18 protein-coding genes are annotated in these 21211 nt (G+C 63.4%); 14 read left to right on the forward strand and 4 right to left on the reverse strand.

The window, feature by feature from the left end:
* Window positions 1–2 precede the first annotated feature (2 nt).
* Together MQW23_RS08725 and rsgA are read right to left on the reverse strand one after the other, a co-directional pair.
* Entirely contained in the window at window positions 3–845 is an 843-nt protein-coding gene (locus MQW23_RS08725; RefSeq protein WP_252107472.1) for a sulfurtransferase, read from the reverse strand.
* Window positions 846–857: 12 nt separating this feature from the next.
* On the reverse strand, window positions 858–1889 hold the full coding sequence (gene rsgA / locus MQW23_RS08730; RefSeq protein ID WP_252107473.1) for a small ribosomal subunit biogenesis GTPase RsgA: 1032 nt from the start codon (window positions 1887–1889) through the stop codon (window positions 858–860).
* A gap of 94 nt (window positions 1890–1983) precedes the next feature.
* Here rsgA and orn point away from each other — a divergent pair, with 94 nt between their 5' ends.
* Entirely contained in the window at window positions 1984–2553 is a 570-nt protein-coding gene (gene orn, locus MQW23_RS08735) for an oligoribonuclease (RefSeq protein ID WP_252107474.1), read from the forward strand.
* 10 nt (window positions 2554–2563) lie between these two features.
* Here the strand turns inward: orn and queG are convergent, their stop codons facing one another.
* On the reverse strand, window positions 2564–3661 hold the full coding sequence (queG, locus tag MQW23_RS08740) for a tRNA epoxyqueuosine(34) reductase QueG (RefSeq protein WP_252107475.1): 1098 nt from the start codon (window positions 3659–3661) through the stop codon (window positions 2564–2566).
* A 162-nt stretch (window positions 3662–3823) separates the two neighbouring features.
* On the opposite strand from queG, the gene MQW23_RS08745 reads away from it, so the two are divergent.
* From MQW23_RS08745 to MQW23_RS08795, 11 genes are all read left to right on the forward strand, one after another.
* Entirely contained in the window at window positions 3824–5341 is a 1518-nt protein-coding gene (locus MQW23_RS08745; RefSeq protein ID WP_252107476.1) for an NAD(P)H-hydrate dehydratase, read from the forward strand.
* Window positions 5342–5350: 9 nt separating this feature from the next.
* A complete protein-coding gene (gene tsaE / locus MQW23_RS08750) occupies window positions 5351–5809 on the forward strand; it encodes a tRNA (adenosine(37)-N6)-threonylcarbamoyltransferase complex ATPase subunit type 1 TsaE (RefSeq protein ID WP_252107477.1) in 459 nt (152 codons plus the stop codon).
* A gap of 31 nt (window positions 5810–5840) precedes the next feature.
* Entirely contained in the window at window positions 5841–7298 is a 1458-nt protein-coding gene (locus MQW23_RS08755) for an N-acetylmuramoyl-L-alanine amidase (RefSeq protein WP_442908586.1), read from the forward strand.
* A 67-nt stretch (window positions 7299–7365) separates the two neighbouring features.
* Window positions 7366–9273 (forward strand): DNA mismatch repair endonuclease MutL, encoded by a 1908-nt coding sequence (gene mutL / locus MQW23_RS08760; RefSeq protein ID WP_252107479.1) that lies wholly within the window; start codon window positions 7366–7368, stop codon window positions 9271–9273.
* Window positions 9274–9315: 42 nt separating this feature from the next.
* Window positions 9316–10254, forward strand: coding sequence for a tRNA (adenosine(37)-N6)-dimethylallyltransferase MiaA (miaA, locus tag MQW23_RS08765; protein ID WP_252107480.1), 939 nt, complete (start codon window positions 9316–9318; stop codon window positions 10252–10254).
* Between the two features lie 206 nt (window positions 10255–10460).
* A complete protein-coding gene (gene hfq / locus MQW23_RS08770) occupies window positions 10461–10709 on the forward strand; it encodes an RNA chaperone Hfq (protein ID WP_252107481.1) in 249 nt (82 codons plus the stop codon).
* A 33-nt stretch (window positions 10710–10742) separates the two neighbouring features.
* Window positions 10743–12053 carry a ribosome rescue GTPase HflX gene (gene hflX / locus MQW23_RS08775; protein ID WP_252107482.1) on the forward strand — a complete coding sequence of 437 codons (1311 nt, stop codon included), beginning with the start codon at window positions 10743–10745 and terminating at the stop codon, window positions 12051–12053.
* 117 nt (window positions 12054–12170) lie between these two features.
* Window positions 12171–13454 (forward strand): FtsH protease activity modulator HflK, encoded by a 1284-nt coding sequence (hflK, locus tag MQW23_RS08780; protein ID WP_252107483.1) that lies wholly within the window; start codon window positions 12171–12173, stop codon window positions 13452–13454.
* Window positions 13455–14366, forward strand: coding sequence for a protease modulator HflC (gene hflC, locus MQW23_RS08785; protein ID WP_252107484.1), 912 nt, complete (start codon window positions 13455–13457; stop codon window positions 14364–14366).
* Window positions 14367–14560: 194 nt separating this feature from the next.
* The gene (locus MQW23_RS08790; protein ID WP_252107485.1) at window positions 14561–15754 is read left to right on the forward strand and encodes an ATP phosphoribosyltransferase regulatory subunit; all 1194 of its coding nucleotides are present in this window, start codon (window positions 14561–14563) and stop codon (window positions 15752–15754) included.
* On the forward strand, window positions 15754–17052 hold the full coding sequence (locus tag MQW23_RS08795) for an adenylosuccinate synthase (protein ID WP_252107486.1): 1299 nt from the start codon (window positions 15754–15756) through the stop codon (window positions 17050–17052). The genes MQW23_RS08790 and MQW23_RS08795 overlap by 1 nt, the downstream gene beginning before the upstream one ends.
* Before the next feature lie 107 nt (window positions 17053–17159).
* Here MQW23_RS08795 and cobO read toward each other — a convergent pair whose 3' ends face one another.
* On the reverse strand, window positions 17160–17759 hold the full coding sequence (gene cobO, locus MQW23_RS08800; protein ID WP_252107487.1) for a cob(I)yrinic acid a,c-diamide adenosyltransferase: 600 nt from the start codon (window positions 17757–17759) through the stop codon (window positions 17160–17162).
* Between the two features lie 174 nt (window positions 17760–17933).
* On the opposite strand from cobO, the gene MQW23_RS08805 reads away from it, so the two are divergent.
* Both MQW23_RS08805 and pepN read left to right on the forward strand, forming a co-directional pair.
* Window positions 17934–18419: a YajQ family cyclic di-GMP-binding protein gene (locus MQW23_RS08805; protein WP_252107488.1), complete on the forward strand. Its 486-nt coding sequence runs from the start codon at window positions 17934–17936 to the stop codon at window positions 18417–18419.
* Between the two features lie 144 nt (window positions 18420–18563).
* Window positions 18564–21194 (forward strand): aminopeptidase N, encoded by a 2631-nt coding sequence (pepN, locus tag MQW23_RS08810; protein ID WP_252107489.1) that lies wholly within the window; start codon window positions 18564–18566, stop codon window positions 21192–21194.
* The last annotated feature ends 17 nt before the right edge of the window (window positions 21195–21211 follow it).

Raw genomic sequence — 21211 nt, forward strand, 5'->3', positions numbered from 1 at the left:
CGCTACTTTTCGATCGGCGTGTCGTCGCGGTTGCCCCATTCGCCCCAGGAACCGGCGTAGCCGCGAATGTTGAACCCGAGCGCCTTGCCGACCAGCCAGGTAAAGCTGCTGCGGTGGTGGCTTTGGCAATGGGTGGCGATCTCCATGTCCGGGGTCAGCCCCATCGCCTCGAGCTCGGTGATCAGCTCCGCGTAGTCGCGAATGCGAAGCGCGCGGTGTCGGTCCATGGCGTCGCCCCAGTCCATGTTCACAGCGCCCGGGATGTGGCCCAGGTGCTTGTTGTTGCCTTTCTCGCCGTCGTACTCGCCTTTGGAGCGCGCATCCCACACCGCGAAATTGCGATCCTCGAGCTTGCCCTTGATCTCCTCGCAGGTGATCAGTACCTGGGGGTTGAGAATCTCGGCGTGGTACTCGGAAGGCTCGGGACGGGTCTGCTCGCTGCTTTCATCCAGACCTTCGTCGCGCCAAGCGTGGATGCCGCCGTTCAGGTACGAGTAGCGGGTGTGGCCGATCAACTCCAGCGTCCAGAGTAGCCTCGCTGCCCAGCCGCCGCCTTCGTCGTCGTAGGCCACCACGTGGGTATCGCGAGTCAGGCCCAGGGCGCTGAAAAGCTGCGAGAGAAAGCCCACGTCCGGTACGTCGTTGGGCACCGGGCCCTCACCGCGCAGCAGGTAGCGAAAGTCGAGATACACCGCGCCGGGCACGTGGCCGGCACGGTAGCTGTCCGGGTTGGCCGGCACGTCGATGATCAAAAGCTCGGGGGCGTCCAGTTTGGCCGCAAGCTCCCCGGGCTCGACGATCAAGGGCAACACGTTGGCTTCGCTGGATGGGTGTTCAGCACTCATGAACCGCTCCTGTCATTGGGCGCCTGGCGCGCTTAGGCTGTCGAGTATGCGCCGGTAGCTTGAAAAACGTTCAGGGTGAATCTTGCCTGCCTCGACGGCGCCAAGTAAAGCGCAGCCCGGCTCCTGACGGTGGCGGCAGTCGCGAAAGCGGCAGTGGCCGATGAAGGGGTGAAACTCGATGAAACCCTCGGTCACTTCCTGTTCGGTCAGGTGAACGAGCCCGAACTCGCGAATGCCGGGGGAGTCGATCAACTCGCCGTTCTCCACCTCGTCGACATTCATGGTGTAGAGCCTGGCGGTGGTGGTGGTGTGCGTGCCCTTGCGCGAATCCTCGGAGAGCGCGCCGATACGCAGCGACTCCTTGGGCAGCAGTAAATCGATCAATGACGATTTGCCCACGCCGCTTTGGCCGACGAACACCGAGGTGCGGCCATTGAGCTGCTCGCGAAGCGCGGTCAGGCCCGCGTCATTGGCCGTGGTGGTGCGTACCACCGGATAGCCAAGGCCCGCGTAGCGCTCCAGCAGCGCGCCGAGCTCGCCGCCGTCGTCGGGTAACAGGTCGGTCTTGTTGAGCACCAGCACCGGGGCGATACCGGTTGCCTCGGCGGCGACCAGGTAGCGGTCGATCAGATTGGGGTGCGGGGCGGGCTCGACGGCGAAGACGATCAAAATCTGGTCGATATTGGCCGCGACTGGCTTTAAGAGCCCGCGAGCGTCCGGGCGTTTGAGCACGCTGTCAGGCTCTTCGCGGGCGACCACCACGCCGGAGCCCTCCTGGCCCGCGCGCCAGATCACCCGGTCGCCGGTGACCAGGCCCTCGAGGTTGGCGCGCAGGTGGCAGCGCACCGGGGCGCCATTGCTATCGCGTACCTCGAGCGTGCGGCCGAAGTGCGCCATCACGCGCCCGGGCTGCTCAGCGCCGTATTCGCCAGCGGCGAGCTTTTCGCTGTCGTCGGTTTCGCGCTTTTGCGCGCGGTTGGCGCGCTCGGCCTGGATCTTCTCGACCCGCCAGCGCTGCTGGCGGCTTAATTTACGTTTGCTCATGACCACCCGATGATCGGTACAATGGCGTTAGTGTACCTGTTAACGTGGCGCGGGTAACGACCCCGCCGCCCTGATGCCCACTTTGGAGAACACCATGCCTGACACGACTGTCCCGCGCCGCGACCTGCTCGTCTGGATCGACCTGGAAATGACCGGGCTGGACCCGAATAAGGAGCGCATCATCGAAGTGGCCACACTCGTCACCGACACCGACCTAAACGTGGTTGCCGAAGGCCCGGTGATCGCGGTGAATCAGAGTGAGCGCCTGCTCGCCGGCATGGACGACTGGAACCAGAAGACCCACGGCGAGTCCGGTCTCGTCGCCCGTGTGAAAGAGAGCCAAGTGGATACCGCCCAGGCAGAGCGCGAGACGCTGGCGTTTTTAAGCCGCTATGTCGAGCCTGGCACCTCGCCGATGTGCGGTAACAGCATCCACCAGGACCGGCGCTTTCTGGAGCGCGAGATGCCCTCGCTCTGGGCGTTTTTCCACTACCGCAACCTGGACGTGTCCACCGTGAAGGAGCTGGCCAAGCGGTGGAATCCGAAGGCGCTCGAAGGGTTCGGCAAGAAAAACGTGCACCTGGCGATGGACGATATCAAGGAGTCTATCGCCGAGCTTGCCCACTACCGCAAGACGTTTTTGAAAGCCGATGGCGACCAGTGATCCTTGAATATTAGGCAATGCGCGCGCCGCGCTTTTGGCGCTGCTCATCGAGTGCCCAAGCGACGTGCTCTCGCACAAGCGCGCTTGGGTAGGCGCGCCGGGCCTTGAGCGCGGCTTCCACCTGGGCGCTCCAGGGCGCGTTACCCAGCCCTACCGCCAGGTTTCTCAGCCAGCGCTCGAAGCCGATGCGGCGAATGGCGCTGCCAGCGGTCTTGTCGAGAAACTCCTCTTCGCTCCAGGCGAACAGCGAGATCAGCGAGGCGCGGTCCAGGTCGTGGCGCGGGGCGAAATCCTCCTCCGCGCTCGCCTTCGTAAAGCGGGTAAAGGGGCAGACCAACTGGCAGTCGTCGCAGCCGTAAACCCGGTTACCCATCGCGCGGCGATACTCTATCGGAATCGCGCCGTGAAGCTCGATGGTCAGATAAGAGATGCACTTGTTGGAGTCGATGATCTTGTCATCGACGATGGCGCCGGTGGGGCAGGCCGTTTGACAGGCGTTGCAGCGACCGCAGTGCTCGGTATCGAAAGGCGCATCGACGGGTAGCGGCAGATCCGTATAGAGCTCGCCGAGAAAGAACAGCGAGCCGGCTTTCGGGTTCAACAGCATGGCGTTCTTGCCGAACCAGCCAAGCCCCGCCTTCTGCGCCAGCGCGCGCTCCATCACCGGCGCCGAGTCGACAAACGCCCGGTAGTCAAACGCGCCCACCTCCTGCTCGATCTTTTTGGCAAGCGTCGCCAGGCGCTTTCGGATCAGCTTGTGATAATCCCGCCCCAGGGCGTAGCGCGAGACGTAGGCGAGCTGGCGTTGGCCGAGCACTTTGGTGGTTTCGACCTCCGGCGGCAGGTAGTCCATGCGCGCGCTGATGACCCGCCGGGTACCGGGTTCGAGCTCGGCGGGGCGGGTGCGCTTAGTGCCGTGTTTGGCCATGTAGGCCATTTCGCCCTGGTAGCCGTTATCGAGCCAGGCGTTCAGGTGCGTTTCGTGCTCGCCAAGGTCGGTGTCGGTAATGCCGATCTGCTGAAAGCCGAGCTCGCGCCCCCAGGTCTTGATCATCGACGCCAAGCGCTCGAGCTCATCGGTAGATAGTGAAGCGGTAGATGTCGCCATGGTGGATCAACGCAGATAAGTGAAGCCGGTGAGTGAAACGCCAACGTGCGGGCGCGCTATGCTACCGCATAAGACGTTTTGACGACACGGCGGGGCATTTCGATCCATACTGTGGGCCAGGCACCGTCCACCGACCCTTTACCGATAGCACAAGGAGCTTTCGTGTCGATTTCAGGCCAAACGCTCAATCCCACGCTTACCGTCGAGGCCCTGCGCCCGCTTTACAAGGCCGCCCAGGTGCGCGAGCTCGACCGGCGCACCATCGCCGCCGGCATCGAAAGCTTTGCGCTGATGCAGCGCGCCGCCTCCAGCGCCTGGCACAGTTTCCGTTCGCGCTGGCCCCAGGCAAAAAGCGTCACCGTGGTGTGCGGCAGCGGTAACAACGGGGGCGACGGCCACGTGCTGGCGGCACTCGCCATGCAGGCCGGGCTCAAGGTGCAGCGGGTATCGACCCGCGCGCTCGAGTCGCTTGAAAACGACGTTTACCGCGCCGCCGAGCTTGCCAGCGCCGCCGGCGTGGACTGCGAGCGCTATCGCAAGGGTATGACGCTTGTGGGCGAGGTGATCGTCGATGCGCTGTTTGGCACCGGGCTTTCGCGTCCGGTCGAAGGCGAGGCGCGCGCGGTGATCGACGACATCAACCGCGCCGAACAGCCGGTGCTGTCGCTGGACGTGCCCTCGGGCATCGCCGCGGACACCGGCGCGGTGCAGGGTACTGCGGTGCACGCCCACTGCACGGTAACGTTCATCGGCGATAAGGTCGGCCTGCACACCGGCGACGCGCCGGGCTACACCGGCGAAATCGACTTTCGCCCGCTCGGGGTCAAGGCTCAGGCGTTTTTCGATATCGTCCCCGCCGCCTGGCGCTTGGACGAGAGCTGGCTGGCGCCGGCCTTTACGCCCCGGCCGCGGGCCGGACACAAGGGGGCTTTCGGACACGTTTTGGTGATGGGCGGCGCACCGGGCTTTGGCGGCGCCGCGCTTTTGGCCTCCCACGCGGCCGCGCGCCTGGGCGCCGGCAAGGTGAGCCTGGCCACCGCCGCCGAGCACGTTAGCGCAAGCCTGACGCGCTGCCCGGAGGTCATGGCCCGGAGCGTGACCGGCGGCGCCGATGCCCTCGAGTTTGCGGGCAGCGCGGATGTCATCGTGGTCGGCCCCGGCATGGGCGAGGGCGCTTGGGGGCAGGCGGTGCTGCAGGCCGCGCTCAAGACGGATGCGCCGCTGGTCGTCGATGCCGACGCGCTCAACGTGCTGGCCGCGCGCTGGCCGGGGCTTTCCCGCGACAACTGGGTACTCACACCGCACCCGGGCGAGGCGGCAAGGCTTTTGGGCTGCTCTACCGCCGAGGTGCAGGCCAACCGGCCAGAGGCCGCCCGCGCGCTTCAGCGAAGCCGGGGTGGAGTCGTTGTGCTCAAGGGCGCGGGTAGCCTGATCGCGGGGCCGGGGGGCCTGGTCGTCTGCCCGTTCGGCAACCCCGGTATGGCCTGTGGCGGCATGGGCGATGTGCTCAGCGGCATGCTCGGCACGCTCGTCGCCCAGTTCGACGATCTCGAGCTTGCGACGCGCCTTGGCGTCATGGTGCACGCCCTGGCCGGCGACGCGGCGGCAAAAGAGCACGGCGAGCGTGGCTTGCTGGCAAGCGATCTGGCATCCTATGCACGCATTTTGATCAACCCGTGAAGGCCTTCCATGCAGGTGCAGTTGAATGACGAAAACGCCCACGTCGCCTTTGGCGAGGCGCTCGGCCGTGCGCTCGAAGGGCGCGGGCGGGTGTATCTCGAAGGCGAGCTGGGCGCGGGGAAAACTACACTCACCCGTGGCATCCTGCGCGCCTACGGCCATCAGGGCGCGGTGAAAAGCCCAACCTACACGCTGGTCGAACCCTACGAGTTCGACGACCGGCGCGTGTATCATCTCGATTTGTACCGTCTTGGCGACCCCGAAGAGCTCGAGTTCATCGGCGGGCGCGACATTTTAAGTGACGATGCGCTCTGTTTGATCGAGTGGCCCAGCCGCGGTGCCGGCTGGCTGCCAGACGCCGACGTGCGCATCGAATTAAGCGTGGCCGTTCAGGGACGCACGGCCACGCTAACGGCAAAGAGCCCTTGGGGCGAGCAGGTGCTCGCCAACCTGAAGGCTTTTACGTGATAAACCGCAAAAGTGGTGTGAGTCAATGGAAATGAGTGGCCCATTCAAACGTCTGCTCAAGGCGGCCGCGCTCGGCGTATTGGCGCTGTCGGCGTCAATTCAGGCCGCGACGGTCGAAAGCATGCGCCTTTGGGCGGCGCCGGATCACGCGCGGCTGGTGTTCGATCTGTCCGGCGCCGCCACCGCCGACGTTTTTCCGCTGGATAACCCGTCACGGCTGGTCATCGATATCGACGACACCCAGCTCGATACCGATGCCTCGACGCTGCCACTGAATGACAGCGCCATCGATGCGGTGCGCACGGGAAGGCTGGATGGCGGCGGCCTGCGGGTCGTGCTCGAGCTCAACCGCGCGATCACCCCGCGCCACTTCATGCTGGCGCCGAACGACCAGTACGGCCACCGGCTGGTGGTGGATCTGGAGTACCCCGGCGAAAGCGCGGTCGAAAACCCGATCGACCCGATCGAGGCGATGATCCGCGAGCAGGAGATCCAGGCCCAGCGCGCCACCGCTCAGGCCGAGGTCATCGCGCCGCCGGATGCGCCGGTGGCCGAGCGTGCCCCGGTGGCGGTTCAGCCCGCCCAGCCCCACCCGCGTCGCGACATCATCATCGCCGTCGATGCCGGTCACGGCGGCGAAGACCCGGGGGCGATCGGCCCCAGCGGCACCCGGGAAAAGGACGTCGTGCTCGATATAGCCAGGCGCCTGGCTGCAGACATCAACGCAACCCAAGGCTTCAAGGCGGTGCTGACCCGCGACAGCGACTACTACATCGGCCTGCGCCAGCGCACCCAGCTCGCCCGCGAGCAGAAGGCGGATTTCTTCGTCTCGATTCACGCCGACGCCTTTTCGAGCCCGCGCCCCCAGGGAAGCTCGGTATTCGCGCTCTCCCAGCGCGGCGCCACCTCGGAAACCGCGCAGTGGCTCGCCGACAGCGAAAACCGCTCGGATCTGATCGGCGGGGTGGATGGGTCGCTGTCGCTGCGCGACAAGGATCAGGTGCTGCGAGGAGTGCTGCTGGATCTGACCATGACCGCGACGCTCAACGACTCGCTCGCCATCGGCGGCGAGGTGCTCGACCGGCTCGGGCGGATCAACCGGCTGCACAAGTCGCGCGTCGAGCAGGCGGGCTTTATGGTACTGAAGTCGCCGGACATCCCGTCGCTTCTGATCGAGACCGGCTTCATCTCCAACCCGGACGAGGAGCGAAAGCTGCGCGACCCGACCTACCAAAGCACGCTCTCCCAGGCGATTTTCGGCGGCCTGCGCGCGCACTTCGAGCGTAACCCGCCGCCGGCGAGTCTGCTTGCCTGGCAGCGCGACAACCAGCGCGCGCCGACCGGGAACGAGTACCGCATTCAGTCCGGCGATACGCTTTCGACGATTGCCCTTCGCCATGGCGTGCCGGTGAGTCAGCTTAGACAGGTCAACGACCTGAATGGTGACGTCATCCGCGTAGGGCAGGTGCTGCGCATTCCCGGCTCCTGAGAGCCTGGCTTGAAAAACGACGTTAGAACCCAAGTTGAGGGCATGGCTTGAGAGCGTGAGGTGATGAGTGTCTGAACAAGGTCCAACCCCGCGGATCCACGTGCTCGACCCGCGGCTTGCCAACCAGATCGCCGCGGGCGAGGTGGTCGAGCGGCCGTCGTCGGTGACCAAGGAGCTGATGGAAAACGCCATCGATGCGGGCAGCCGGCGTATCGAAATCGAGATCGAGCAGGGCGGCACGCGGCTGGTGCGCGTGCGTGACGACGGCATCGGCATCGGCGAGGACGATCTGCCGTTGGCGCTCGCCCGACACGCGACCAGCAAGATCGAAAGCCTCGAGGATCTGGAAGGCGTGAGTTCGCTCGGCTTTCGCGGCGAGGCGCTCGCCTCGATCAGTTCGGTGTCACGTTTGGAGCTCGTCTCCAACGCCAGCGACGACCCGACCCGCGGCTTTCGCGTGGTGGCCGAAGGGCGCGGTATGGAAGCGCGGGTCGCCCCGGCGCCGCACCCCAAAGGCACCAGCGTGGCGGTCCGCGATCTGTTCTTCAACACGCCCGCCCGGCGCAAGTTTCTGCGCACCGAAAAAACCGAGTTCGCCCACGTCGAGGAGGCGTTTCGCCGCCAGGCGCTGTCGCGCTACGACGTCACCTGGGTGCTGCGGCACAATCAAAAAACCGTGCATCAGCTGCCCGCCGGCGACTCCGCCGCTGCCCGGGAGCGGCGCATCGCCTCGCTTCTTGGCAAAAACTTCATCGAGCACGCCCGCTATATCGAGCGCGAAGCGGGCGGGCTAAAGATGAGCGGCTGGGTAGGGCTGCCCACGCATTCGCGCGCCCAGGCGGATCAGCAGTACTTTTTCGTCAACGGGCGCGTGGTGCGCGACCGGCTGGTGGCCCACGCGGTGCGCCAGGCCTACCGAGACGTGCTCTACAACGGCCGCCACCCGGTGTTCGTGCTTTATCTCGAGCTCGACCCGGACGTGGTCGACGTCAACGTTCATCCGACCAAGTACGAAGTGCGCTTTCGCGACTCGCGCATGGTGCACGACTTCCTCTACTCGAGCCTGCACCACTGTTTGGCGGCCTCCAGGCCTGCTGACGCTAGCGCCGATGACGATGCGTTGCCGGCGGTCGAAGCGCCCACTGCCGGCGCTGACGTCGCGCCGGATGAGCCGACGCCGCGCTGGCAGCAGCAGGGCATGGCGCTGGGCGAAGGGCCGGCGCGCCACCCCGGCGCCGAGCGCGTGCGCCGCTTCATGCAGGGGTATCAGGCGCTACACCCGGACCACGAAGAGAGCCTGCTAACGCCGCAGCCGCCCGCCGAGCAGAGCCCACAGCCTCACCAGGTGCGCGAAGCGCCGGTAGCGATGCCCGAAAGTGACCCGACCAGCGCGCCGCCGCTCGGTTTTGCGCTGGGCCAGCTTCACGGCATCTACATTCTGGCCCAAAACGCTCACGGGCTGGTGCTGGTGGACATGCACGCCGCCCATGAGCGAATCGTCTACGAGCGCATGAAAAACCAGATGGCACGCCAGGGCGTGGATACCCAACCGCTGCTGGTGCCGGTGTCGCTTGCCGCAAGTGGCCAGGAGGTGGCCACCGTGGAGAGCGAGCACGAGGCGATTGCCTCGCTGGGTCTTGAGCTCGATGTCGCCGGCCCGGAGACGCTTTTGGTGCGCAGCCTGCCGGCACTTTTGAGCGGCGCCGACCCGGAAGGGCTGATTCGCGAGGTGCTCGAAGAGCTTGCAAGCTTTGGCCAGAGTCACCAGGTCGAGGCGCGGCTTCACGCGCTTCTATCCACCATGGCCTGCCACGGCAGCGTGCGCGCCAATCGCCGGCTGACCCTCGATGAAATGAACGCGCTGCTGCGCGACATGGAGCGCACCGAGCGCAGCGATCAGTGCAACCACGGCCGACCTACCTGGACGCAAATGAGCATGAAGGCGCTGGACAAGCTCTTCTTGCGCGGACAGTAATCTTTACTCAGCCAGCTGCCCTCGATACGGAGTCTTTCGGCCATGGTCGACACACGCCCCTTGGCGATTTTTTTGATGGGTCCGACCGCGGCGGGCAAGACGGACACCGCGATCGCCTTGCACGAACGCCTAGGCTGCGAGCTCATCAGCGTCGACTCGGCCATGGTGTACCGCGGCATGGATATCGGCAGTGCCAAGCCCAGTGAGCAGGAGCTTGCCCGCGCGCCGCACCGCCTGATCGATATCCGCGAGCCGGAAACGCCCTATTCGGCGGGGAATTTTCGCGACGATGCCCTTCGTGAGATGCGACAAATCACCGCGGCAGGGCGCGTGCCGCTGCTGGTCGGCGGCACCATGCTTTACTACAAGCGCCTTTTCGAGGGCGTCGCGGACCTGCCCGCCGCCGATGAAAACGTGCGCCGCGAGCTTGCCGAGCAGCATGAGGCGCTCGGCCCCGGCGGGCTTCATGCGCTACTCGAAAAGGTCGACCCGGTCTCCGCGGCACGCATTCACCCCAACGACCCCCAGCGGCTTTTGCGCGCGCTGGAGGTGCACCGCATTACCGGCCGGCCGATGAGCGCGCTTTGGGCCGAGCAGCGCGTCGAAAACTTTCCGTATCGGGTAGTGTCGATAGCACTCGCGCCCGCCGAGCGCCACGTGTTGCACGAGCGAATCGCGCGGCGTTTTGAAACAATGTTGTCCGAGGGCTTGATAGACGAGGTGGCCGCCCTCAGAAAGCGGGGTACCTTACACAAGGATCTGCCGGCGATGAAAAGCGTCGGTTATCGGCAGGCCTGGGAGCACCTGGACGGTGAGTACGACCGGCACACGCTTTGCGAGCGCGGCATCATTGCCACTCGCCAGCTCGCCAAACGTCAGCTAACCTGGTTGAGAAGCTGGCCGTCGCTTCACTGGATCGATTCAAGTGCTTCGAGCCTTGACGATAAGGTGCTGAAAATCGTGCGCGAAAGCGGTGCTTAGCGTAAGATAGTGTTTTCGTGGGCGAGTTTTTAAGCGGCCCCGGCGACATTCGTAACGCCTGGTTGTCATGCCCGGTTGTAGCAGTTAGCGGTAGCACTTGGTGGTAACATTTAGTTGTAACATCCAGCCTTTCGGGCAATAAGATTGCGGTAGCGCCTTGGCGCGCCATTTAATAACCCACTCCAGACAGTTTAGGGAGAAGCAGCATGTCCAAAGGGCAGTCACTCCAGGATCCGTACCTGAATATCCTTCGCAAGGAACGTATTCCGGTTTCCATTTTTTTGGTCAACGGTATCAAGCTTCAGGGTCAGATCGAATCCTTCGATCAGTTCGTGATCCTTCTGCGCAATACCGTCAGCCAAATGGTTTATAAACACGCTATTTCCACCGTGGTGCCGTCGCGCAACGTACGTTTGCCGGCACAAGACCCGGCCGCCCCTGAAGGCGACCTCTAAGCGGTGGATAGCCTGAAAGACATGAGGTATTGATTGTTTTTTGAACGCCCAGACGCCGGTGAAACGGCGGTGCTTGTTCACGTTGACTTCTACGATGAACAGGCCAGAGAAGACCCGGGTGAGTTCCTCGAGCTTGTACGCTCTGCCGGGGCCGAACCCGCGACACTGCTGACGGCCAGCCGGCAGCGCCCCGACCCGCGCACGTTCATCGGGTCGGGCAAGCTCGACGAACTAAGAGCCATGCTCGCCGCCCACGAGGCGGAGCTTGTGATCTTCAACCACAGCTTGGGCCCCTCGCAAGAGCGTAACCTCGAGCATGAGCTAAAATGCCGCGTGCTTGACCGCACCGGTTTGATTCTCGATATCTTCGCTCAACGAGCCCGTACTCACGAAGGTAAGCTGCAGGTCGAGCTTGCCCAGCTTGAATACATGTCCACCCGCTTGGTGCGCGGCTGGACCCACCTCGAGCGCCAAAAGGGTGGTATCGGTCTTCGCGGCCCGGGTGAAACCCAGCTCGAAACCGACCGCCGCCTGCTGCGGGGTCGCATCAAGGCGATTCACAAGCGTCTTGATAAGGTGCGTAGCCAGCGCGAGCAGAATCGCCGCGCGCGCTCTCGCGCCGAAATTCACAGCGTTTCACTGGTCGGCTACACCAACGCCGGCAAGTCAACGCTTTTCAACGTGCTCACCGATGCTAAGGTGTACGCCGCCGATCAGCTTTTCGCCACGCTCGATCCTACCCTGCGCCGTTTGGAAATCGACGACGTCGGGCCGATTGTGATGGCCGATACCGTAGGCTTCATTCGTCATTTGCCGCACAAGCTGGTCGAGGCGTTTCAGGCAACGCTCCAGGAGGCCGCCGAGGCGTCGCTGTTGATTCACGTGATCGACGCGGCGGACCCGGATCGCGAGCTCAACGTCGAGCAGGTGGACCGCGTGCTCAAGGAGATCGGTGCCGACGATGTGCCGGTACTCAAGGTGATGAACAAGATCGACCGCTTCGACAGCGCCCCGCGCATCGAGCGCGACGACAGTGGCCGCCCGGAAGTGGTCTGGCTCTCCGCGCAAAACGGCCAAGGGCTCGATCTTTTGCACGAAGCGCTCTCGGAGCGTTTGGCTGATGATGTCATCGGGTTTTCGCTGACGCTTTCGCCAGAGCAGGGTAAGCTCAGAGCGGGCCTTCACGAACTCAACGCCGTACGCGAAGAGGCGTTTGATGAAAGCGGGCGCTCGGTATTGGATGTTCGCCTGCCCAGGCGCGATTTCAATCAGTTGATGGCGCAGCTTGGTGAGCGTGCCAATACCTACTTGCCTGAGTCGCTACAAGAGACCGATGAGTGGTAGCGTATCGATAGACGCCACGCACGGCACAAGGATTTTTAAAGCAATAATATTATAAGCACGGCGGCCTCGCTCTCACGCGGGGCCGCGTGCAGGTGAACACCTTAGTGGAGACGAAGTATGGCCTGGAATGAGCCTGGTGGTGGCAACCAGCATGACCCTTGGAGCGGCGGTGGCCGACGCGGTGGCAAGGATGACCGTGGCCCGAACGGGGGAGGCAACGGTGGCAATAATGGGGGCAACAACGGCGGCAACAATAATGGCGGAAACAACCAGGGACCGCCGGATTTGGACGAAGCGCTAAAGAAGTTCCAGCAAAAGCTCAACGGCATGCTGGGCGGAAGTGGCAAGAAAAGCGGCAACGGCGGTAATAGCGGCGGCGGCAAGCCGCGCAACTCCTTAGCGCTGCCGGGGCTTTTGATTGTGCTGGCGCTGGCGATCTGGGCGGCCATGGGCTTTTATCTCGTGGATCAGTCCGAGCGCGGCGTTGTGCTGCGCTTTGGCGAGTATCAGGGCATCGTCGAGCCGGGCCTGCAGTGGAATCCGCCCTTGATCGACGACGTGCGTATGGTCAACGTGACCCGCGTGCGGTCGGTATCGCAAACCCAGTCGATGTTGACTCGCGACGAGAACATCGTTGAGGTCGAGATCTCAGCGCAGTACCAGGTCTCCAATCCGCGCGATTTCGTGCTCAACGTGCGTAACCCGTCGCTTTCGATCGAAAACGCGCTGGATTCGTCGCTGCGTCACGTCGTCGGCGGCACCGATATGATCGATATCCTGACCTCGGGCCGTGAGATTCTCGGCAGTTCCGTGGCCAGCCGCCTGCAAACCTACCTGGACGCCTACGGCGCCGGTATTCGTCTGCAGACCATCAACATTGAATCGACCACCGCGCCGGGTCCGGTCATCGATGCCTTTGACGACGTCATTCGTGCCCGCGAGGATCGCCAGCGTACGATCAACGAAGGCATGGCCTACGCCAATGCCATCATTCCGGCGGCTCAGGGCCAGGCGCAGCGTATCGTCGAGCAGGGTCAGGGGTATCGCGAATCCGTGGTCGCCGAAGCCCAGGGTCAGGCGAACCGCTTCACCGCGCTGGTGGGCGAGTACCTGAATGCCCCCGAGATTATGCGTGAGCGTATGTATCTGGACACTCTCGAAGAAGTCTACGGCAACACGCCCAAGGTACTGCTGGATGTCAGCGACAATGCGCCCTTGATGTATTTGCCGCTGGATCAGCTGCGAGGCGGTAGCGGCAGCTCGGGCGACCGAAGCGCCAACGCCTCGAACCAGAACGACGAGCAGATCGATCCGTCGGTGCTCGAAACCCTGCGCAACACGCAAGGTAGCAGCAATAGTTCGTCGTCGAACAATGGCACTATTCGCAGGGAGGGCCGCTAAATGATTAACAACCGATCCCTGCTGATCGTTGGCGGCTTGGCCGCCATCGCCTGGCTTGCCAGTAACACGCTCTACGTGGTGGACGAGACCGAACGCGCAGTGAAGCTGCGCTTTGGTGAGGTCATCGAAGAGAACATTCAGCCTGGCCTGCACGCGAAAATGCCGATCGCCCAGACGATTCGCAAGTTCGATACGCGCCTTTTGACTCTGGACACTGACACCAGCCGTTACCTGACTCTCGAGCAGAAAGCGGTGATCGTCGACTCTTACGTCAAGTGGCAGGTGGTCAATCCGACCCGCTACTATGAGGCGACCGCCGGCGACGAGATGATGGCGATTCGTCTCATTCAGCCCCGCGTGGACGAAAGCCTGCGTAACGAGTTCGGCCGGCTGAACCTTCAGGAAATTATCGCCGAGCGGCGCGACGACCTGATGATCGGCCCGACCGAGGAGCTCGACAACCTCATGCGTGAAGAGCTGGGCGTGGCGATACGCGACATTCGCATCAAGCGAATCGATCTGCCCGACGACGTTTCCGCAGCGGTTTTCCAGCGCATGCGCTCCGAGCGCGAGCGCGAGGCCCGCGAGTGGCGCGCCCAGGGGCAGGAAGAGGCCGAGCGTATTCGCGCCAACGCCGATCGTCGCCGCCAGGTACTGCTGGCACAGGCCAACGAGCGCGCCGAAACCCTGCGCGGTGAAGGCGACGCGGAAGCTGCGGCGATCTTCTCACAAGCGTACGGTCAGAATCAGGAGTTCTTCTCCTTCTGGCGCAGCCTGAACGCTTACCGCGAAAGCTTTGCCGGCGATGGCAACATGATGGTACTGGAGCCGGATAGCGACTTCTTCCGCTACCTGCGAAGCCCGGATCAAGGCAATGGCGCGAGCCAAAACGCCGGTGCGGGCGACGAATAAGCGTTAGCGGTCGTGCCTTGCCGGCGGATAGCCGGCGGGGTTCACCTGACCGCCAAACGTGGTAGACTTAATTGAACCGGGCGTTCGCCCGGTTTTTTTGTGGCCCTCATTTGGCGCGGGTGCGTTTTTGGCCAGGGTGCCAACGACGATTTCATCGAGTCCCGGGGCCTTCATCGTCTTGCAGGATTGTTCACATGACCATCGCTGACCGCTGGCTGCTGCCCGACGGCATGGATGAGGTGCTACCGCCTCAGGCAAGCCGTATGGAAGAGCTGCGCCGTACGCTGCTGGATCTCTATTACGTCTGGGGCTACGACCAGGTGATGCCACCGCCCGTCGAGTTTCTGGACTCGCTGTTGACCGGCACCGGCACCGAGCTCGATCTGCAAACCTTCAAACTGACCGACCAGCTTACCGGGCGCATGATGGGCGCCTCCGCCGACGTGACCCCGCAGGTCGCGCGCATGGACGCCCATTCGCTCAAGCGCCAGGGCCCGGTGCGCCTTTGCTACTGTACCAACGTGCTGCGCGCCAAGGCCGACCAGCATCAGGGCGGGCGCAGCCCGGTTCAGGTCGGCGTCGAACTCTTTGGCCACGCCGGGCTCGAGGCGGACAGCGAGATCATCCGGCTGGCGCTGGCGAGTCTTTCCGCCGCCGGGGCGAGCGAAATTCATCTGGCGCTGGGCCACATCGGCATTTTCCGTGCGCTTGTCGAGGCCGCTGCCCTCGACCGTGACCAGGAGAGCGCAATTTTTGATGCCCTGGCGCTCAAGTCCCCGGGCGAGCTTTCCCGCCAGGTGAGCGCGCACGTGAGTGACCCGGTACTTTCCGAAATGTTTCTGGCACTCGGCGAGCTTCACGGCGACGCCGCGATTCTGGCCGAGGCCCGCGAGCGCTTCGCCGGCGCGCCGGCGTCGGTCACTGCCGCGCTCGATCAGCTCGAAGCGCTCAACAAAACGGTGCTCGCCCACTTCGACGTGGCGCTCTATTTCGATCTGGCGGAACTCAGAGGCTACCAGTACCATACCGGCATGATGTTTGCCGCCTACGTGCCCGGCTACGGCCACGCCTTGGCCAAGGGCGGGCGCTACGACGACACCGGCCGCGCCTTTGGGCGGGCTCGCCCGGCGACCGGCTTCTCGATGGATTTAAAGCAGCTGGCAACGCTTGCAGCGGCGGCGAAGGAGCCGGGGTTGATCTGGGCACCGTCAACGGACGACGAGGCGCTTCAAGCGGCGATCGAGTCGCTTCGCCAGCAAGGCGAGCGGGTGATCCAGGCGCTGCCCGGACAGCGCAGTGAACCGGCGGAGCACGATTGTGATCGCCGCCTCGAGTTTATCGACGGTCGTTGGCAGACAACGGCCCTGACACAAGAGACGAGTGCATAATGGGTAAGAATGTCGTAGTCCTGGGCACCCAGTGGGGTGACGAAGGCAAAGGTAAGATCGTGGACCTGCTGACCGAGTCGGCAGCGGCGGTCGTGCGCTTTCAGGGCGGCCATAACGCCGGCCATACGCTGGTCATCGACGGTGAAAAAACCGTCCTGCACCTGATTCCCTCCGGCGTGCTGCGCCCGGGCAAGACCTGCGTCATCGGTAACGGCGTGGTGCTCTCGCCGGAAGCGCTGATCAAGGAAATCCGCGAGCTCGAAGACAAGGGCGTGCCGGTGCGTGAGCGCCTGCGCCTGTCACCGGCGTGCCCCTTAATTTTGCCTTACCACGTGCGCCTGGATCAGGCCCGTGAAAAGGCCCGGGGCGTGGCCAAGATCGGCACCACCGGTCGCGGTATCGGCCCGGCGTATGAGGACAAGGTCGCACGTCGCGGCCTGCGTTTGGGCGACATGCTCCACCGCGAACGTTTTGCCTCCAAGCTCGGCGAAGTGCTCGATTATCATAACTTCGTGCTGGTGAACTACCACGGTGAAGCACCGGTCGACTTCCAGGAAGTGCTCGACAGCGCCATGCAGATGGCCGACGAGCTACGCCCGATGGTCGGCGATACCGTCAGCCAGGTCCACGATCTGCGCAAGGCCGGCGAGAACATCCTGTTCGAAGGCGCCCAGGGCTCGCTTCTGGACATCGATCACGGCACCTATCCGTACGTGACCAGCTCCAATACCACCGCTGGCGGCACCGCCACCGGCTCCGGCGTCGGCCCGCTGTATCTCGACTACGTGCTGGGCATCACCAAGGCCTACACCACCCGCGTCGGCTCCGGCCCGTTCCCCACCGAGCTCTTCGACGACCACGGCCGTCACCTGGCCGAGCGCGGTCACGAGTTCGGCGCCACCACCGGCCGGGCGCGCCGCTGCGGCTGGTTCGACGCCGTCGCGCTTCGCCACGCGGTGCAGATCAACTCCGTCACCGGCATCTGCCTGACCAAACTCGACGTGCTCGACGGGCTCGAGAACATCCGCGTCTGTGTGGGCTATCGCAGCAAGGATGGCGACGTGCTGGAGAACCCGGTCGATTCCGAAGGCTACGAAGCCGTCGAGCCGGTTTACTTCGATCTGCCGGGCTGGAAAGAGTCGACGCTCGGCGCGAAGAAGGTCGAGGATCTGCCGGCCAACGCCCGCGCCTATATCAGCTACCTGGAAGAGCAGGTGGGCACCAGCATCGACATCATCTCGACAGGTCCGGATCGTAACGAGACCATCGTACTGCGTAATCCGTTCGATGAGCAGTAACGTCTAAAGCGACGCGCAGAGAAAAGCGGGCCCGCAGGGCCCGCTTGATAACGCCGCCGGTTCTCCGGCGGCGTTTTGCGTTTAGCCGATGAGTCCGACTCAAGGACTCAAAAATCGATGCCGCGGCGCGCTTTCAGGCCGTTGTTGAAGGCGTGGCGGGTCTCCTGCATCTCGGTGACGGTATCCGCCATGGCGACCAGTTCCCGGTGGGCGTTGCGCCCGGTGATGATCACGGTCTGCTCGCGAGGTCGGTTTTCGAGCGCCGCCTTGACTCGTTCGATCTCCAGATAGCCGAATTTGAGCATGTAGGTGATCTCGTCGAGCACGACGAGATAGGTTTCGGAGTCGGTCAGCATTCGCTCGGCTTCTTCCCACACCTCGAGGCACGCCTGGGTGTCGGTGTCGCGGTTCTGGGTATCCCAGGTGAAGCCGGTCGCCATGATGGCGACACTCAGGTTGGGGTCGTCCTCCAGCCGGTTGCGTTCGCCGCACTCCCAGAGCCCCTTGATGAACTGCACCACGCCCACCTTGTAGCCGTAGCCCAGCGCTCGGGTCACCGTGCCCCAGGCCGCGGTGGTCTTACCCTTGCCGTTGCCGGTGTTGACCAGGATCAGGCCGCGCTCCTCATCGGCGCTGGCCACTTTCTCATCCACATGGGCCTTGAGTTTCTCCATCGACGCCTTGTGGCGGCTTTCGCGATCGCTCATGTTCGTTTCCTTCGATAGTCATGCCCGGTCAGGGTAATGGATCGCGGCGGCGTTGGGTATGGCGGTCGCTGCCTCAAAGCGAGTGTGTCGTGGGCAATGGATCGTGACCGGCGTATCGCAACCGGCGTCTGGCTGCTCTAGAATGGCGGGCAACCTCTTGTTAAGGAACGCACCATGCCTTCATTTGATATCGTCTCCGAATTCGATCGCCACGAAGCCGCCAACGCGGTGGATCAGGGCAACCGCGAAGTGGGCTCGCGCTTCGACTTCAAGGGCGTCGATGCAAGCTTTGCCTTGGAAGGCGACAACGTGGCGCTGGAAGCCGAAGTGGATTTCCAGCTCAAGCAGATGCTCGACGTACTGCGCGCCCGCCTGATCGCCCGCGGCATCGACGCCCGCTGCATGGAAGAGAAAGACCCGGTACTCTCCGGCGTCAAGGCGCGCCAGGAAGTAGCGCTCAAGCAGGGTTTGGACGCGGCGCAAACCAAGGATATCGTCAAGCGTATCAAGGCGAGCAAGCTCAAGGTGCAGGCGCAAATACAGGGCGAGAAAGTGCGCGTCACCGGTAAAAAGCGCGACGACCTGCAGGCCGTCATGGCGCTGTTGCGTGGCGAAGAGGGCCCGGACCTGCCGCTTCAGTTCGACAACTTCCGCGACTAACATCCAAGAGAGAGGGTTTGTAAGTCCCGACCCGTGCGATCGATTCGCGTCCGGGTCGACCGGGCCGCGCCAACACAAAAGCGCGTCTCGTCTATACTGGATGTTCCAAAAACAGCGATATGACCAAGCAAGGAGCTATGCAACATGTCCGATCCGCAGCCGGTTTATCTAAGCGACTACCAGCCGCCCGATTACAGCGTGACCCACACCGAGCTGACGTTCGATCTTGACCCTGCTGCTACCCGTGTCAAAGCCCGCCTTTTCATTGAGCGAAGCGCCACCGCCGCTGAAAGCGCGCCGCTGGTGCTTGATGGTGAACACCTCAAACTGATATCGCTGTCGCTCGACGACCGCGCCCTTGCGCCTGACGATTACGCGCTGACTGAGAAGGCGCTCACAATCCCCCAGGTGCCGGCGCGGTTTTGTCTTCAAAGCGAGGTCGAGATCGACCCGCAAAGCAATACCGCCCTGGAAGGGCTCTACCAGTCCAGCGGCATGTACTGCACCCAGTGTGAAGCCCAGGGCTTTCGCCGAATTACCTTCTACCCGGACCGCCCTGACGTCATGGCCACGTTCAAGGTCACCGTAATCGGCGATGAAACCCGCGAGCCGGTGCTGCTCGCCAACGGCAATCCGGTCGAGAAAGGCCAGCGTGAAGGGGGGCGCCACTTCGCGGTCTGGGAAGACCCGCACCCGAAGCCCTGCTATCTGTTCGCGCTGGTTGCCGGCGACCTGCACAAGGTGAGCGATACCTTCACCACTCTGAGTGGTCGTGAAGTCGCCCTTGAGATCTGGGTGGAAGAGGAGAACCTGAACAAGACCGAGCACGCCATGGCCTCCCTGAAGCGCGCCATGGCCTGGGACGAGCAGGCTTACGGGCGCGAGTACGATCTGGATCTGTTCATGATCGTGGCGGTGAACGATTTCAACATGGGCGCGATGGAGAACAAGGGCCTCAATATCTTCAACTCGGCGGCGGTGTTGACCCACCCGGATACCGCTACCGACGCGACCTTTCAAACCGTCGAAAGCATCGTCGCCCACGAGTACTTTCACAACTGGTCCGGCAACCGGGTCACCTGCCGCGACTGGTTTCAGCTCTCGCTCAAAGAGGGTTTCACCGTCTTTCGCGACCAGTGCTTCTCCGCGGACACCAACTCCGCGCCGGTCAAGCGCATTCAGGACGTATCGTTTTTCCGCACCGCCCAGTTCGCTGAGGACGCCGGCCCCACCGCCCACCCGGTGCGCCCGGACCACTATATCGAGATCACCAATTTCTACACCCTGACGATCTACGAGAAGGGCGCGGAAGTGGTGCGCATGCTGTGTAACCTGATCGGCGAAGAGGCGTTTCGCCAAGGCTCGGATCTTTACTTCGAGCGCTTCGACGGCCAGGCCGCCACCATCGAAGACTTCGTTGGCTGCATGGCCGAGGTCTCCGGCCAGGATCTTTCGCAGTTCATGCGCTGGTACGGCCAGGCGGGCACGCCGGAGATCGACGCGTTCGGCGAGTACGACTACGTTCACGGCGAGTACCACCTCACGCTTCGCCAGCGCACCCCGGCCACTCCCGGCCAAACCGATAAACAGCCGCTGCACATTCCGGTGCTGATGGGCTTGGTCGGCACCAAATCCGGCCAGGATCTGACGCTGACCCTTGACGGCGAGTCGCTTGGCAAGCAGGGCGTGGTGCATCTGACCGAAGACGAGCAGACGTTCGTGTTTGAACACGTGGCCGAGGCGCCGGTGCCGTCGCTTTTACGCAACTTCTCCGCACCGGTCACGCTGCACTACCCGTACTCCCGCGAGGATCTGGCGTTCTTACTGACCCACGACAGCGACGGCTTCAACCGCTGGGATGCCGGCCAGCGCCTGTCGATGTTGGCGCTGGACGACCTGATCGCCGCGCACCGAAACGGTGTCGAAAAGGTCATGGATACGCGGGTGGTCGAGGCGTTTCGCGCGCTGTTGACCGAGGAGCAGAACGACAAGGCGGTACTGGCCGAGATGCTCACGCTGCCTACCGAAGCCTATATCGCCGAGCAGCAGCGCATCGTCGATGTCGACGCCATCCATAACGCCCGCGAATTCATGCGCCAGTCGCTGGCGCTGGCGCTTCGTGACGAGTTCATCGCCACCTATGAAGCGAACACCCAGGACGAGCCCTACGCGCCGACGCCGGAGCAGATTGCCACGCGCAGTCTGAAAAACGTAGCGCTTGCCTACCTGATGTCGATCGAGGATGAGAAGGGCGTGAAGCTCTGCCAGGCGCAGTTCGAGGCGGGGCTTAACATGACCGACGTGCGCCAAGCGCTGACGCTTTTGGTACACAGCGACCGCGACGATTTGACGACACCGGCGCTCAAGACATTCGGCGAGCAGTGGGCGCACGATTCGCTGGTAATGGATCAGTGGTTCACGGTGCAGGTCACGCGCCCGCAGCCCGATGTGCTCGATCGCGTACGTTATTTGATGGACCACCCGGCGTTTTCGATCAAAAATCCCAACAAGGTGCGCGCGCTGATCGGCGCGTTTACCCAGAACCGGATCAACTTCCACCGTCTCGACGGCCAGGGGTACCGGCTTTTGGCCGACGTGGTCATCGAGCTCAACCGCCTGAATCCGGAAATCGCCGCGCGTTTGATCACACCGCTGACGCGCTGGCAGCGTTTCGACGAGCCGCGCAAGGTGCTAATGCGCGATGAGCTCAAACGAATCAGCAGGGAGCCGCTCTCCTCCAACGTGTTCGAAGTGGTGGAGAAGGCACTGGCCTAAAAGGGCGAACCAACCAT

Source organism: Halomonas sp. S3-1-1 (assembly GCF_023757625.1).
In the GTDB taxonomy this organism is placed as follows: Bacteria; Pseudomonadota; Gammaproteobacteria; order Pseudomonadales; family Halomonadaceae; genus Vreelandella.

Coding starts and splice junctions, on each gene's coding strand:
- hflC (WP_252107484.1), top strand. CDS start 13,455: ATGATTAACAACCGATCCCTGCTGATCGTTGGCGGCTTGGCCGCCATC.
- orn (WP_252107474.1), top strand. CDS start 1,984: ATGCCTGACACGACTGTCCCGCGCCGCGACCTGCTCGTCTGGATCGAC.
- miaA (WP_252107480.1), top strand. CDS start 9,316: ATGGTCGACACACGCCCCTTGGCGATTTTTTTGATGGGTCCGACCGCG.
- MQW23_RS08805 (WP_252107488.1), top strand. CDS start 17,934: ATGCCTTCATTTGATATCGTCTCCGAATTCGATCGCCACGAAGCCGCC.
- queG (WP_252107475.1), bottom strand. CDS start 3,661: ATGGCGACATCTACCGCTTCACTATCTACCGATGAGCTCGAGCGCTTG.
- hflK (WP_252107483.1), top strand. CDS start 12,171: ATGGCCTGGAATGAGCCTGGTGGTGGCAACCAGCATGACCCTTGGAGC.
- pepN (WP_252107489.1), top strand. CDS start 18,564: ATGTCCGATCCGCAGCCGGTTTATCTAAGCGACTACCAGCCGCCCGAT.
- rsgA (WP_252107473.1), bottom strand. CDS start 1,889: ATGAGCAAACGTAAATTAAGCCGCCAGCAGCGCTGGCGGGTCGAGAAG.
- tsaE (WP_252107477.1), top strand. CDS start 5,351: ATGCAGGTGCAGTTGAATGACGAAAACGCCCACGTCGCCTTTGGCGAG.
- MQW23_RS08755 (WP_442908586.1), top strand. CDS start 5,841: ATGAGTGGCCCATTCAAACGTCTGCTCAAGGCGGCCGCGCTCGGCGTA.
- hfq (WP_252107481.1), top strand. CDS start 10,461: ATGTCCAAAGGGCAGTCACTCCAGGATCCGTACCTGAATATCCTTCGC.
- MQW23_RS08795 (WP_252107486.1), top strand. CDS start 15,754: ATGGGTAAGAATGTCGTAGTCCTGGGCACCCAGTGGGGTGACGAAGGC.
- MQW23_RS08725 (WP_252107472.1), bottom strand. CDS start 845: ATGAGTGCTGAACACCCATCCAGCGAAGCCAACGTGTTGCCCTTGATC.
- cobO (WP_252107487.1), bottom strand. CDS start 17,759: ATGAGCGATCGCGAAAGCCGCCACAAGGCGTCGATGGAGAAACTCAAG.
- MQW23_RS08790 (WP_252107485.1), top strand. CDS start 14,561: ATGACCATCGCTGACCGCTGGCTGCTGCCCGACGGCATGGATGAGGTG.